Origin of the sequence: Halomonas sp. AOP13-D3-9, from assembly GCF_052379125.1 — a bacterium.
Classification (GTDB): Bacteria; Pseudomonadota; Gammaproteobacteria; order Pseudomonadales; family Halomonadaceae; genus Vreelandella.
This window is the reverse complement of sequence record NZ_JBQSYH010000004.1, coordinates 94,690-108,090: the sequence shown is the minus strand read 5'-3', so window position 1 is coordinate 108,090 and position 13,401 is coordinate 94,690. Positions and strand designations below refer to the sequence as shown.

Genomic DNA, 13,401 nt, shown 5'->3' with positions numbered 1-13,401 from the left:
AAGACAGATCTTACTTTCCCTTGCCGCAACATAATGTGCAAGGCTGGGCACCGCGCATCATAAACTTGCTATGCTCGAAAGTGAGGGCATCACCGAGACTACCGAAACTTTCCAGCACGACTGTAAGTTGCGCTATCGCGCCGAAAAGCATCGTGACACTTGCACATTATGAAACTATAATTTCATAATTAACTTTAAAATGAAGATATAGCTTTATGCCATCTCGTTCAGCTGTTGTGTTCCCCAAGGATCTCAGGGTGTTAAAAGCGCTGGGCGAGAACATCTTGCTTGCCATGAAGCGCCGTAAAATCACCCAAACCCAGCTATCAGAGCGCACGGGGCTCTCTATGCCGACGCTGCGCAATATTCTGCGTGGCGAGCCTAGCGTCTCAATGGGCCATTACCTAGTGGTGTTATCGTCACTTGGGCTTGCTAGCGATTTAGCGAACGTAGCATTAGACGATGAGTTTGGGCGCAAACTGCAAGATATTGCGCTGCTTAAAACGTCTAATAAGACCTCTATTAAGTCGAAAAACGCTAGCTCTGTGGTTTATCGCCCTACCACTGAAGGCAGGCGTTAATCATGAGTAAATCGATATGGGTCTATGCTGATTGGCTTGCTACGCAGCCGCCTGAGCTAGTTGGGAGACTAGAAGTCGACCTTGTTCGGGGCAGCGAAGTCTACCGCTTCGCGTATGCGCAGGCATGGCTCGACTCTCCGCTTGCTGTACAGATTGACCCTGAGTTGCAGTTGTTTTCGGGTGATCAGTTCAATAATGACGCGCGCAATTTCCGTGTATTTTTAGATTCTTGCCCGGATAGATGGGGGCGCCTGCTCATGCAGCGGCGTGAAGCGGTTGTGGCTAGGCAAGAGGGTAGGCGTTTAGTAAACCTCAACGAATCTGACTATCTCCTGGGTGTGCACGATACGTTTCGCATGGGCGGGCTGCGCTTTAAGTTACAAGAAGACGGATCTTTTCTCGATAACCATCAACAGTTTGCTGCACCGCCATTATCTAGCTTGAGAGAACTGGAGTTTGCGGTTAGCCAAATAGAACTACAGCCTGATTTGGATAGCCCCGACTATCTAAAGTGGTTGTATATGCTCGTTTCGCCCGGTTCGTCGCTGGGCGGGGCGAGACCAAAAGCCTGTGTCATGGATGGCGATGATCTCTGGCTAGCAAAATTTCCCAGCCGGTATGACGATTACGATATAGCCGCATGGGAATACTTGCTTTATCGCATGGCAGTGGATGCGGGCATCGAAATGGCGCCTTGCCGACTTCAGCGGTTCAATAGTCCCCACCACACCTTTCTAACCCAACGCTTTGACCGTGTTGGCAGCTTACGTCGGCACTTTAGTTCAGCGATGACTCAGCTGGGTTATTACGATGGCGATGCGGGCGCTAGCTATCTTGAGCTAGCCCAGTTTCTTATCGAGCAAGGAGCCCATACTCAGCAGGATCTGCACCAGCTTTGGCGCAGAATGGTGTTCAACATACTTGTCTCAAACGCTGATGATCATCTGCGCAACCATGGTTTCTTGTTGGCAGAAAATAATAGCGGCTGGCGACTATCGCCCGCCTACGATATCAATATCTCGCTAGGGGCTGTAGGGCTGCATTTAAATATCGACGAGCACTCCAATGCGTTAGATTTGGAGTTAGCGCTGGATGTTTCGCCCTATTTTCAGCTCTCACCAAGTGAGGCACGGCTAATCCTTGAACAGCTCCAAAAAGTAACAAGCCGCTGGCATCACTATGCCAATGAAATAGGTATACATCGGCAAGAGCAACAGCTAATCGCATCCGCGATTATTTGAAACTATATATACAAAAATTAGAATATTTAGAAAATATAGCTTTAGTCTCTATCACTCAATATTTTGAATCTGCTCCCTCATCTGCTCGATCAATACCTTCAGCTCTACCGCACAGCGGGTAGTTTCGGCGACCACCGATTTTGACGAGAGCGTGTTGGCTTCGCGGTTGAGTTCCTGCATCAGGAAATCCAGGCGGCGGCCTTTGGGGCCTTTTTGAGCGAGCTGGTGGCTCACTTCTTCTATATGCGCGGTCAGGCGGTCTAGTTCTTCATCCACATCAGCTTTTTGCGCTACCAGAACCAGTTCGGCTTCCAGGCGTTGCGGGTCGAGTTCGGTTTTGGCGACTTCCAAGCGCTCCAGCAGTTGGGCGCGTTGGCGCTCCAGAATCTGCGGGAGCAGGCTGCGCACGGTAGCGACCTGCTCGCTTACTGCCGCCAAGCGGGTGGTGATCATCTCGGAGAGCTTGTCGCCTTCACGGGCGCGGGCGTCAATTAACTCATCCAAGGCTTGGTCAAACAGCGCTTTGGCGGCGGCTTTGATGGCGTCTTGATCCAGGTGCTGGGTTTCCATTACGCCGGGCTGATTGAGAAGCGCGAGCGTGGTGGGCGGCACGGCGCTGGGCACCTGCTGCTGAATGGCGGCTAGGGCGTCGGCAATCTCTTTTAACCGCTGGGCGTTCACCGCAGGCGCTTGAGCGGTGTCGGCGCTCTCGAACCGCACGCCGCACTCCACTTTGCCACGGGCCAAGCGAGTACGCAGCGCTTCGCGCAGCACCGGTTCTAAATCCCGTAGGCTTTCATGTAGGCGAAAATGTGGCTCTAAGTAGCGCTGATTCACCGAGCGAATTTCGACCTGCAGGGTGCCAAAGGGGGCGGCCTGCTCGGTGCGGGCGAAGGCGGTCATGCTGTGCGTCATGGAAAAACCTGTAGAGAGATTAGCGTGTTGGAAGTGTAGAGCATTCGCTAACACTCTTGTTTGAATTGAGGCGTCTATTTATTCGATACGTTGAATAGTGAGCCAAAGTACGGAAATCAAACACCCATGATGTCTGGCTGCACCTCAATAAGCAGACCGGCATCCGGCGATGGCGTATCCATCACCTCGAAGACGCGGTCGATCATCTCGCCCACGTTTTGGCGTGCCATTATCAGGTGAGGGTGAAACGCAGCGGCCAGCGGGTCCCAGTCAAAGCAGCCAACAATCATATCGTCAAGCTGGTAGCCGCCCCGCTGTAGCCAGCGCACGATCCCCTCAAGCGAAATCGTTGAGTTGACGAACATCGCGCTGGGAAGCGTAGCGCGGTGGCGCATATACGCCTCTAGCGCGACCTGGGCCTTATCGGCGGCATAGTCGCAGGGAATGATGTCTGCCTCCGAGGTGGAAAGCCCGCGTTCAGCGCGAGCCTGGGTGAATCCGGCAATCCGCTCGCGGGTATTGTGATCCTCCGCACGGCCACCAATAAACAGGATGGCGTTGTCACTCGGCGCTTGGCTGGCTAGCTGATCGAGAATGGCGTGGGTCAGCTTTTGCGCGCCCTCCCGGTTATTGGAAATAATCGAGGGGGCCTTACCGCCGGGCAAATCCAGGTTAATACTCGCCACTCCGCTCTCATCGCACATCGCTGAAATCGTGTCGGGATCAGTGGCCCCGGTACTGACTAAACACTCGACCCGGTAGGCGAGCATCATGCGCGCCGCCTCGCGCTCTTGGGTCGGGTCGCGGTTGGTACAAGCGACAATCGCAAACAGCCCACGGCGCCTCGCCTGGGCTTCGAAATGTTGGGCAATCGAGCTGAAATAGCGGTTGTCGTAGAGCGGCAGAATCATGCCAATAATCCCCGAACGCTCCCGGCGCAGCGCACGGGCCTGCATGTTGGCTGAATAGCCTTCCGCTTGGGCGAGGGAAAGAATTTTGCTAGCCAGTTTTTTACTGATGCGACGGCGCTGCCAAGTGCCGTTGAGCACGGCACTGACGGTACTAGGCGATGTTTCTGCCAACCTCGCCAGGTCGTAAATAGTCAGCCGCTTGGATGAAGAGTCGCTAACCACGGGGCAGCTCCTTGCGATTAGATAAAAGTAGCATTGACGTGATGAAGGAATAGATCAATCCTACATAGTGCACAACCGATTGTGCACGCTCGATTAAATGACAACAACGATAGCGATGACGCATCGCTTCAGTACCACTTAACGTATCCAGCACTGTGTAAAGTTTCTGTGCATTAAATTCCTATGCATTGTGAGGCTCGGGAGCGTCTGCGTCATTTCATTTGACCCTGGCGCAACGTACAGCAGCACTATTAAAGCGCTTCAATGCACGCTATTCCACTGACTGGGTTAGCCAACAGCAAGCAGGAAATCACAATGAAATACAAAGCACTTCTTACCGCGGCTACGCTAACAGGCATTATCGGAAGCACCAGCACCATGGCTCAGGAGTCTCCTACTATCGCCGTGGTTGCCAAGGTGGGTGGCATCCCCTGGTTCAATGCCATGGAGATGGGCATTGAGCAGATGGGAGAAGAGCTGGGCGTCGAGGCCTATATGGTGGGCCCCACCAGCGCAGACCCGGCCCTGCAGGTACGCGCGATTGAAGATCTGATCAGCCGCGGTGTCGATGTCATCGGCGTGGTGCCCAACGACCGTGAAGTACTCGAGCCGGTGCTTGAGCGCGCGCGTGAGCAGGGCATTATTGTGCTGACCCACGAAAGCCCCGAGTCAGAGAATATCGATTACGACTTTGAAATGATTTCGTCGCAGCAGCTCGGCGAAGAGCACGCCAAACTGCTTGCTGAGACCACGGGCTGTGAAGGCTCCTACGCCGTCTATGTGGGCGGACTGAGCGTGCCCGCACACAACGCCTGGGCGGATGCGGCGGTGAACTGGCTGGATGAAAACTGCGCAGGCTTGACCCAAGCGGCGGAACGTTTTGGTGTGGCTGAGAGTGTCGACGATAGCCGTAATACCACCCTTGATCTGCTGCGCGCTCATAAAGACCTGGCCGGCATTATGTCGTTTGGCAGCCAAGGCACCATCGGTGCCGCTCGTGCGGTTAAAGAGCGTGGCTTAGAGGGCGATGTCGCCGTAATGGGGCTTTTCTCACCGGGTCAGGGGCGTCGTTTGGTGCATGAAGGAGTCATTACGGGTGGTTTCCAATGGAGCCCGCTGGAAGCAGGTAAAGCGTTCGTCGCCCTCGGTGAGATGCTCTATAACGGCGAAGAGATTACCGATGGGGCTGAGCTTCCGGTGCTCGGCGAAATCACCCTGGACGGCCACACAATCTTTGCCTCCCAGCCACTGGAGCTCAATAAAGAGACCGTGGATGAGCTGGCAGAGCTCGGCCTGTAAAACCACGCTTATTCATTTGGTGTAAACGCTGCCGCGCTCAATGAGCGCGGCAGTTATGTTAAGAGAGCCGTCATGTCTAGAGAGGAGCCGCCGATGAGCGAGATCGCGATTCGCGCGCGTCATGTTAGCAAGGTATTCGGGCAAAGCCGGGTGCTGGATGATGTCGAATTCGAACTTCGCCGCGGTGAGGTTATGTGCCTGGCGGGCGAAAACGGCTGCGGCAAAAGTACCCTCATTAAAATTATCAACGGCGTTTACAAGCCCGAGCCGGGTGTTGAGTTCACCTTTGGTGATGAAACCCTCTCTGCCATTAGCCCGCTGGAGGCGCGCGGCCGAGGCATTCACGTCATCTGGCAGGATCTAGCGCTCTTTCCACACCTCACTGTCGCGGAAAATATCGTCTTTGATGACTACGTTTCTAAGCCGTGGCGGCCCATTTCGTATAACAAGGCGCTGCAGCAATCGCGCGAGATTATTCAGCAGTTTGGTTTGAAACTGGATCCCACGGCCCGTGTTGAAGACCTTTCGATTGCCCGCCGCCAGTTGGTCGCCATTTGCCGCGTGCTGCGCGCAGGGGCCAGCATTATTTTTATGGATGAGCCCACCGCCTCGCTCACCTACAAAGAGGTGCAGGCGCTGTTGGCGATTACCCGCTCGCTAGCAGAAAAGGGCATTTCTATTGTGCTGGTCAGCCACCGCTTGGCGGAAGTGCTGGAAGTGTGCCAGCGGGTAACCGTACTGCGTAACGGCCAACTGGTGGGCACCTACCCCACCGAGGGAATGACCCAGGCGCGGCTCTCCACGCTGATGACCGGTCTTGAGCTGAAGTTCACCCCCCGGGCTGAAACGCATACAGGCGCAACGGTACTGGAGCTTAAGCAACTGACTCGTGAAGGCGAGTTTGCAGATATCTCGTTTACCCTGCACCGCGGGGAAATTCTCGGCTTAACCGGCTTGCTGGGTGCGGGGCGCACCGAAATCGCCCACACCCTTTTTGGCATGACAAAGCCCACATCGGGCGAGATTCACAAGGATGGCAAGCCGCTCAAGCTGCGCTCCAACCGCGACGCCGTGCGCCATAAGATCGCTTACCTCTCGGAAGACCGGCTCCATCTTGGCCTAGTGCAAAATCAGTCGATCAATATGAATACCGCTGTAACGGTGCTACCGACGCTTGAGAAACCGCGCTTTTTTCTCTCTCCCCAGCGCATTAAGGCGCTCACCGCGCACTGGATAGAGCGGCTTAAAACCAAGGTAAGTGATGCTGAACTGGCTGTCTCGTCGCTCTCTGGCGGCAACCAACAGCGCATTGCGCTTGCCAAGTGGCTGGCGACCGAGCCCGATGTGCTGATTCTCGACTGCCCAACGATTGGCGTCGATGTGGGGGCTAAAGCGGGGATCTTCGAGATCATCCGCGGTCTTGCCGACCAGGGCGTGGCGATTATTTTGATCTCCGACGAAGCGGGGGAAATCTGGATGAATACTGACCGCGCGCTGGTGCTGCGCGAGGGGCGTATCGCGACCGAGGTGATCCCCTCTGAAACCACGGAAGAAGCGCTGGAGGCGATCATCAATGCGTAACCTGTTATCACGCCAACGTATCAGCACTGAAGGGGTGCTGCTAGGCATCATTTTGGCGCTTTCGGTGGTGCTGGCACTGATCACCGACAGTTTTTTAACTGTTCAGAACCTGTTTGACCTGCTTAACAATCAGTCGGTCAATATCATTTTTGCCGTGGGGCTGGTGGTCGTGCTCATCGCGGGGGGCATCGATATCTCCTTCGCGGTGGCGGCTTCGGTGGTGCAGTACGTGGTGATGACGCTGCTTATTGACACCCTGGGCGGCGGCAGCTGGCCGCTAGGCATCTTACTCTCAATGCTGGTGGGCACCCTACTGGGGCTGTTTAATGCGCTGCTCATCCACCGTTTTCGTATTGTCTCGATTATCGTCACCATCGGCACCTTTAACCTGTTTTTCGGGCTATTGATGTACTTCACTGGCGGGGTATCGATCTACGCTATTCCCGACTGGCTCTACTACTCGATTCCTCTGCTCGACCTACCCGCCGAGCGCGGTTCGGCCACGCTCTACTTCCCCGCTGCGGTCATGGCAGTAATGGTCTTACTCACTTGGTTCATTCTGGCTCGCACTGGCTTCGGGCGTGCGGTGTATGGCTTTGGCTCAAGCCCCGAGGCCGCGCGCCGTTCGGGCGTAAGTGTGTGGAAAATCCACGCCTTCGCTTACGGCTGGCTGGGGCTATGCGCAGGCGTGGCAGGCCTTATGCAGGCGCATATTGTGCAAGAGGTGGTGCCCAACGCCTTGATCGGCCAGGAACTGCCAATTTTAGCCGCGGTAGTGCTCGGCGGGGCAACGCTAGGCGGTGGGCGCGGTTCGGTGCTGGGTGCGGTGCTCGGCGTGCTGCTGCTCGCCGTGGTGCAAAACGGCCTTAACCTGCTGGGCGTAACGCCCTACGCTTTCCGCATGATTGTCGGGTTAATTATTTTGATCGCGATCACGACCAGTAATCTGGGCAACCTGTTGCCCCGCTCAACCAGGGCGCAAAACGTATGAATAAGCCGCTGAACACGCCATCCAGTGCTGGCATGCGCCTGGGTGGAGATAGCATAGAAGTGATGGCCATGACGGCCCTTTTGATCATCAGCATCGTGTTTTTCTCGCTGCTGGCCCCGGGGTTTCTCTCCGCGACTAATTTCCGTTCCATGTCGATGCAGTTGCCAGAGCTTGGGCTACTGTCGCTGGCAATGCTGGTACCGATTATTTCCGGCGGGCTCAACCTCTCGGTTACCTTTACCGCCAATATTGCCGGGCTCACCACCGCCTGGCTGGTGCAGGGGCTGCTGGCGGGGTTGGGCATACTCAGTGTTCCCATGGCGATTATGGTCGGGCTCGTCGTGGGCGCTGCCGCCGGCTTTTTAATCGGCGTTATCGTCGCCTATGTGGGCGCGCATCCCATTCTGGTGTCGCTAGGTGCGATGATTTTTCTCCAGGGTGTGGGCGAGTTTTTAACTCGCGGCGGCGGTATTTCAGGTATGCCTGAGGTATTTCAAACCATCGGTAGCGGAAGCTTTCTGGGCGTGCCCATTCCCATGCTGATCTTTCTCGCCGCCGCCGCTGGGCTGATGTACGTGATGCACTTTACCCGCACCGGGTTCTCGATTTATATGCTCGGCTCCAATCCCCGCGCTACCGAGTACTCGGGCATTAACGTCAAGCGTGTGCTGATCACCGTCTACACGATTTCCGGTCTGCTCGCTGGCCTCGCAGGTATGGTGATGCTCGCCCGCTTTAACTCCGTACGTGTAGGCCACGGCGAGAGCTACCTACTGATTACCGTGCTGGCCTGTTTTCTGGCCGGGGCGAACCCCTTTGGCGGCTTTGGCCGCGTACTCCCCCTGGTGCTGGGTTTGATGAGCCTGCAGGTAATCGCCTCGGGTATGAACCTGATGGGCGCCAGCCAGCATCTGGCCACCGCGGTATGGGGGGCTTTTCTAATTATTGTAATGGCACTGCGTATGCCATTTATTAAACAGTCGTGAGTAAGGTTTTCCCATGAGTCATCAAGAACATGTTCTAGGCATCGATATCGGCACTGGCAGCGCCCGAGCAGGCATTTTCACGCCGGATGGCGTGATGCTTGCCGAAGCGAAAACACCGATTGCAATGCATCGCCCTGCCGAGCATCACGTGGAGCAGAGCTCCACGGATATCTGGCGCGCGGTATGCAGCGCGACCCGGCGCGCCCGCGAGGCTGCCGGTGTAGCGCCCGATTCCATCACCAGCATGTCGGTAAGCGCCACCTGCTCGCTCGTCCTTCTGGATCAGCAGGGTCAACCGCTTGAGCTCTCACCCGGTGATGAAGCGTGGAATATCATTGTCTGGATGGATCACCGTGCAACCGCCGAAGCCGCTGAGTGCACGGCCACCCACGCCGCGCCACTGGCTAACTTGGGTGGCGTCATGTCCCCCGAGATGCAGATGCCCAAACTGATGTGGCTCAAGCGCCACCGCCCAGAACTTTATGCCCAGATTGGCTACGCCGGTGATCTTGGCGACTGGCTGGGCTTTAAATGCACGGATTCCACCGAGCGTTCGGTGTGCATGCTCGCCTGCAAGTGGACGTTTGATCCTCGCCCTGGTCATGGCTGGGATAAAGATTTTCTAGCTCAGATAGAGATGCAGGATGTTCTTGAGCGCGCACGGCTGCCTGACCAAGCGCGGCCCGTTGGGGTAACACTGGGGCAATTGACAGAAGCGGCGGCGGCAGAGCTGGGCCTAACCACCGGCTGCACCTTTGCAGTGGGCATGATTGATGCCTATGCCGGAGCGCTCGGCACGTTAGGAAGAAGCCTTTCTGATGCTCCCGAGCGTCGTCTTGCCGTGATAGGCGGCACCTCCACCTGCCATATCGGCGCCCAGCCCGAACGGCGCGAGGTGCCCGGCGTGTGGGGCCCTTATCCCGGCGCGTTGTGCAGCGGTTTTGTCGCCAACGAAGGCGGGCAGAGTATCACCGGCGCGCTGCTGGATCACTTAGTCGCGATGTTCGCCGCGGGCAGCGAATTTGGCGAAGATGTGCACTGCACGCTCTCCGAGTTGCTGCTTGAGCGCCTGGAAAACGGCGACCCTGCGCCGCATACCCACGTCTGCCCCGATTTCATCGGTAACCGCTCTCCACTAGCAGACCCGGAAATTCGCGGCGCGATTACCGGGCTCACGCTAGATACGCCGCGGGAGAGCTTTATTAAGGTCTACTGGGCTGCCGCCACCGCGCTGGTGTATGGCACCCGTGCGATTATCGAGCGGCTGAACGCGCATGGTTACGCCATTGATACCTTGCACTTAAGCGGTGGTCATGGCCGCTCGGCATTGCTACGCAAGCTCTATGCCGACGGTACCGGCTGCCGAGTTATCCTTTCTGATGCGCCCGAACCCGTGCTGCTTGGGGCAGCCGTGGCGGCGATGGCGGCAAAGACCGATGGCGACGTCTTGAGCGTTGCGAACGACCTATCCCCGGGCGAGCAGGTATTAGAGCCTGATTCAGGTGCATATGAACTGCATGCGGCTCGCTATACTGCCTTCAAAGCGCTCTACACTGGACGCCTCAATTGACATAAATAAAGTAATGCCTTGACGCTAGCTGGTCGTTAAGCCAATCAGCGCACCCTCAGACGTGTACAATGGAGGGCTTTTCCTAGTTGTGCGTTTATTGAGAGGTACTATTTGTGAGCAGTGCTAAGCGTCCTGATGTTGTGCGCCCCAGCGGCCGCGAGGCCGACCAGCTCCGCGACATTCGCTTAACCCGCGACTACACCCGCCATGCGGAAGGCTCGGTGCTGGTGGAGTTTGGTGATACCAAAGTGCTGTGCAATGCCAGCGTAGAAGCCACTGTACCGCGCTGGCTGCGCGGCAAGAATCAGGGCTGGGTAACCGCTGAGTACGGCATGCTGCCCCGCGCGACGCACTCGCGCAGCAACCGCGAAGCGACTCAGGGTAAGCAAGGCGGCCGCACGCTGGAAATTCAGCGATTGATTGGTCGCAGCCTGCGCGCCGCGGTGAATTTGAAGAAGCTCGGTGAGTTCACCATTACCGTAGATTGTGATGTAATCCAGGCCGATGGCGGTACCCGCACCGCGGCGATTACTGGTGGCTGCGTGGCGCTGATGGATGCCGTTCGCTATCTGCAGCGTGAAAAGAAGATTAAAAGCGACCCCTTCAAGCAGTTGGTCAGCGCCATTTCCGTAGGCATTTATAAAGGCGTGCCGGTGCTGGATCTGGACTACCCGGAAGACAGCAAAGCCGATACCGATTTGAACGTGGTAATGACCGAAAGCGGCGAACTGATCGAAGTGCAGGGTACCGCCGAGGCGGGTGCGTTTACCCGTGCCGAGTTGAACGCGATGCTGGATTTGGCCGAAAAAGCCGGTGATGAGCTGCGCGAGAAGCAGCGCGAAACGCTGGGAATTCGCGGGTAATGAAGGTGAGAAGTAAGGCGTAAAAAAAACAACAGGCCAGCATTTAGCTGACCTGTTGTTTGTCACCCCGGCTAATCAGCAAGGGCGACAGGCGACGCGGGAAAAGTGCGTTGTCTAGCACTTAGAGCGCCAGGTCGTACTCAACGATCAGCGGTGCGAACTCGGAGAAGGTCGCATCGTAATCGATCCACGCGTCAACCACGTGGCGACGGAAGTTGGGGCCGACTAACTGATAGTCGATCCGCCAGCCTTCCTGGCGCTCACGGGGCACGTCTTGGTCAAGCTTCGGCCACCAGGTGTATTCACCTGCATCGCGGTTAATTTCGCGGAAGGTGTCGATAAACCCGGTGGGGCCAAGCACCTGATCCATCCAGGCGCGCTCTTCCGGGCGAAAGCCTGAGGTCAGTTGGTTATCCGACCAGTTGGCCAAATCGACGGTTTTATGGGCAATATGCCAGGTACCACAGAGGATGTATTCGCGGCGTTTGCGCGACATCTTCGTCAGGTACTCCTGGTACTGCTCCATAAACGCCTGTTTGGCTTTTTGGTCACTTCCATCCGGCATCAGGAAAGAGACGATACTGAAGCGTTCATAATCCGCCTGCAGAAAACGTCCTTCATGATCGCACTGAGGAAACCCAAGGCCATACATAATCGCCTTGGGAATTTTGCGGCAATAGAGTGCCACACCGGAGAAACCATCCTCCTCGGCATCCAGGAAGTAGCCTTCGTAGCCTTCCGGATAGAGAATGTGGTCACCCAGTTCAAAACTTTTTGCCTTGATGTTCTGCACGCAGACTACGTCGACATCCTGCTGAGCCAGCCAGTCCAGGAAGCCACGATCGACGGCATCACGAATACCATTGACATTGATGCTGGCAATTTTCATAAATCGTCCCTTTTGCGTCGCTGCTGTATGATACCCGACGTTTAGACGTTTGGGTAAAGGCAGCAGCTAAAACTTGCCATTTACCCTACTTTTATTGTTGCTTTCGTGCCGATTTAAACCTACCGCCTAGTGAGGAACGCCGTGGCTACCACTCTACAACCCTACCAGCGCGATTTCATTGCCTTTGCCATTGAGCAGGGCGTGCTTAAGTTTGGCGAGTTTACGCTTAAATCCGGCCGAGTTAGCCCCTACTTTTTCAACGCCGGCTTGTTTCAGACCGGCCGTGCGCTGGCCAAGCTGGGGCGTTTTTACGCTCAGGCGATTGTCGATAGCGATTTAAACGCCGATGTGCTGTTTGGCCCGGCCTATAAGGGTATTCCGCTGGCGGCCGTTACAGCGGCGGCCTTGGCCGATCATCACGATCTGGATATGCCCTACTCCTTCAACCGTAAAGAAGCCAAAACCCACGGTGAAGGCGGCAATATCGTTGGCGCACCTTTAGCAGGCGATATTTTAATCATTGATGATGTGATTACCGCAGGCACCGCGATTCGTGAAGTGATGACGTTGATTGAGCAGAGCGGTGCCCGCGCCGCTGGCGTTATCATCGCGCTTGATCGCCAGGAGCGCGGTCAGGGCGAACAGAGTGCTATTCAGGAAGTCCAGGCTCAGTACGGCATGCCAGTAGTGAGTATCGTCACCTTAGAGCAAGTACTCACTTACCTTGAAGAGCACGCTGGTGGAGAAATGCTTGCCTACGCCGAAGCGATTAGAGCGTATCGCGACCGCTACGGCATTACTCGCTGATTAGGCTTGCCCTGCGCCAGTAAAGCCTTGCTGGCGCCACGCTTCGTAGCTCACAATAGCCACGGCGTTGGAGAGGTTCAGGCTACGGTTATTAGGCTGCATGGGCAGACGCAGCTTGTGCTCAGCGTCTAGCGCTTCGTGCACCTGGGATGAAAGTCCGCCGGTTTCCGAGCCGAATAGCAGCACATCGCCAGGGGTAAAGTCGGCATCGCTGTAGCTGCGCGTACCTTTGGTAGTGATCGCCCAGATGCGCCGCCCCTGCATCGCTGCTTGGAAGGCGCTAAAATCCGCATGGCGAGTGACGTTGTCGAGATCACGATAATCCAGCCCGGCGCGACGCAGCTTTTTCTCTTCCAGGTCGAAGCCCAGCGGCTCAATCAGGTGTAACCGGCAACCATTATTGGCCACCAAGCGCATGATATTGCCCGTATTGGGCGCCATACGCGGTTCAAAAAGCGCTACTTCAAACATCTCCACCTGCCTGTTTATCATGCATTTGCCGATTGTAATCGAAAACGCCTAGCAACACTCGTAGAGGACCACCG

General features: G+C 56.1%; 13 protein-coding genes. 9 read left to right on the top strand and 4 right to left on the bottom strand.

Features of this window, described 5'->3' with window-relative positions:
- Positions 1-215 precede the first annotated feature (215 nt).
- Both ACT3UM_RS05675 and ACT3UM_RS05670 read left to right on the top strand, forming a co-directional pair.
- Entirely contained in the window at positions 216-581 is a 366-nt protein-coding gene (locus ACT3UM_RS05675; protein ID WP_498896890.1) for a helix-turn-helix domain-containing protein, read from the top strand.
- 2 nt (positions 582-583) lie between these two features.
- A complete protein-coding gene (locus ACT3UM_RS05670) occupies positions 584-1,822 on the top strand; it encodes a type II toxin-antitoxin system HipA family toxin (protein ID WP_498896888.1) in 1,239 nt (412 codons plus the stop codon).
- Between the two features lie 51 nt (positions 1,823-1,873).
- Here the strand turns inward: ACT3UM_RS05670 and ACT3UM_RS05665 are convergent, their stop codons facing one another.
- Together ACT3UM_RS05665 and ACT3UM_RS05660 are read right to left on the bottom strand one after the other, a co-directional pair.
- Positions 1,874-2,737: a YicC/YloC family endoribonuclease gene (locus ACT3UM_RS05665; RefSeq protein WP_498896886.1), complete on the bottom strand. Its 864-nt coding sequence runs from the start codon at positions 2,735-2,737 to the stop codon at positions 1,874-1,876.
- A gap of 116 nt (positions 2,738-2,853) precedes the next feature.
- Positions 2,854-3,870, bottom strand: coding sequence for a substrate-binding domain-containing protein (locus ACT3UM_RS05660; RefSeq protein ID WP_498896884.1), 1,017 nt, complete (start codon positions 3,868-3,870; stop codon positions 2,854-2,856).
- Positions 3,871-4,185: 315 nt separating this feature from the next.
- Between ACT3UM_RS05660 and ACT3UM_RS05655 the strand changes: the two genes are divergently transcribed.
- The 6 genes from ACT3UM_RS05655 (at position 4,186) to rph (ending at position 11,160) form a co-directional block, all read left to right on the top strand.
- Positions 4,186-5,169 carry a substrate-binding domain-containing protein gene (locus tag ACT3UM_RS05655; protein ID WP_498896882.1) on the top strand — a complete coding sequence of 328 codons (984 nt, stop codon included), beginning with the start codon at positions 4,186-4,188 and terminating at the stop codon, positions 5,167-5,169.
- 93 nt (positions 5,170-5,262) lie between these two features.
- Positions 5,263-6,750: a sugar ABC transporter ATP-binding protein gene (locus ACT3UM_RS05650; protein ID WP_498896880.1), complete on the top strand. Its 1,488-nt coding sequence runs from the start codon at positions 5,263-5,265 to the stop codon at positions 6,748-6,750.
- Positions 6,743-7,741, top strand: coding sequence for an ABC transporter permease (locus ACT3UM_RS05645; protein ID WP_498896878.1), 999 nt, complete (start codon positions 6,743-6,745; stop codon positions 7,739-7,741). The genes ACT3UM_RS05650 and ACT3UM_RS05645 overlap by 8 nt, the downstream gene beginning before the upstream one ends.
- The gene (locus tag ACT3UM_RS05640) at positions 7,738-8,727 is read left to right on the top strand and encodes an ABC transporter permease (RefSeq protein ID WP_498896876.1); all 990 of its coding nucleotides are present in this window, start codon (positions 7,738-7,740) and stop codon (positions 8,725-8,727) included. The genes ACT3UM_RS05645 and ACT3UM_RS05640 overlap by 4 nt, the downstream gene beginning before the upstream one ends.
- Positions 8,728-8,740: 13 nt before the next feature.
- On the top strand, positions 8,741-10,297 hold the full coding sequence (locus tag ACT3UM_RS05635; RefSeq protein ID WP_498896874.1) for an FGGY family pentulose kinase: 1,557 nt from the start codon (positions 8,741-8,743) through the stop codon (positions 10,295-10,297).
- Positions 10,298-10,437: 140 nt separating this feature from the next.
- The gene (gene rph, locus ACT3UM_RS05630) at positions 10,438-11,160 is read left to right on the top strand and encodes a ribonuclease PH (protein WP_498897221.1); all 723 of its coding nucleotides are present in this window, start codon (positions 10,438-10,440) and stop codon (positions 11,158-11,160) included.
- Positions 11,161-11,281: 121 nt separating this feature from the next.
- Here rph and ACT3UM_RS05625 read toward each other — a convergent pair whose 3' ends face one another.
- Positions 11,282-12,049, bottom strand: a complete 768-nt coding sequence (locus tag ACT3UM_RS05625; RefSeq protein ID WP_009286323.1) for an exodeoxyribonuclease III — start codon at positions 12,047-12,049, stop codon at positions 11,282-11,284.
- A gap of 141 nt (positions 12,050-12,190) precedes the next feature.
- Between ACT3UM_RS05625 and pyrE the strand changes: the two genes are divergently transcribed.
- Entirely contained in the window at positions 12,191-12,856 is a 666-nt protein-coding gene (gene pyrE / locus ACT3UM_RS05620; RefSeq protein WP_498896872.1) for an orotate phosphoribosyltransferase, read from the top strand.
- On the opposite strand, the gene ACT3UM_RS05615 is transcribed toward pyrE, so the two are convergent.
- Entirely contained in the window at positions 12,857-13,327 is a 471-nt protein-coding gene (locus tag ACT3UM_RS05615; RefSeq protein WP_498896870.1) for a tRNA (cytidine(34)-2'-O)-methyltransferase, read from the bottom strand. It lies immediately after the preceding gene.
- Positions 13,328-13,401 lie beyond the last annotated feature (74 nt).

What these genes read in the sequence shown, in the direction of transcription:
- ACT3UM_RS05675 (WP_498896890.1), top strand. Translation starts at nt 216, where the DNA reads ATGCCATCTCGTTCAGCTGTTGTGTTCCCCAAGGATCTCAGGGTGTTA.
- ACT3UM_RS05670 (WP_498896888.1), top strand. Translation starts at nt 584, where the DNA reads ATGAGTAAATCGATATGGGTCTATGCTGATTGGCTTGCTACGCAGCCG.
- ACT3UM_RS05665 (WP_498896886.1), bottom strand. Translation starts at nt 2,737, where the DNA reads ATGACGCACAGCATGACCGCCTTCGCCCGCACCGAGCAGGCCGCCCCC.
- ACT3UM_RS05655 (WP_498896882.1), top strand. Translation starts at nt 4,186, where the DNA reads ATGAAATACAAAGCACTTCTTACCGCGGCTACGCTAACAGGCATTATC.
- ACT3UM_RS05650 (WP_498896880.1), top strand. Translation starts at nt 5,263, where the DNA reads ATGAGCGAGATCGCGATTCGCGCGCGTCATGTTAGCAAGGTATTCGGG.
- ACT3UM_RS05645 (WP_498896878.1), top strand. Translation starts at nt 6,743, where the DNA reads ATGCGTAACCTGTTATCACGCCAACGTATCAGCACTGAAGGGGTGCTG.
- ACT3UM_RS05640 (WP_498896876.1), top strand. Translation starts at nt 7,738, where the DNA reads ATGAATAAGCCGCTGAACACGCCATCCAGTGCTGGCATGCGCCTGGGT.
- ACT3UM_RS05635 (WP_498896874.1), top strand. Translation starts at nt 8,741, where the DNA reads ATGAGTCATCAAGAACATGTTCTAGGCATCGATATCGGCACTGGCAGC.
- ACT3UM_RS05625 (WP_009286323.1), bottom strand. Translation starts at nt 12,049, where the DNA reads ATGAAAATTGCCAGCATCAATGTCAATGGTATTCGTGATGCCGTCGAT.
- ACT3UM_RS05615 (WP_498896870.1), bottom strand. Translation starts at nt 13,327, where the DNA reads ATGTTTGAAGTAGCGCTTTTTGAACCGCGTATGGCGCCCAATACGGGC.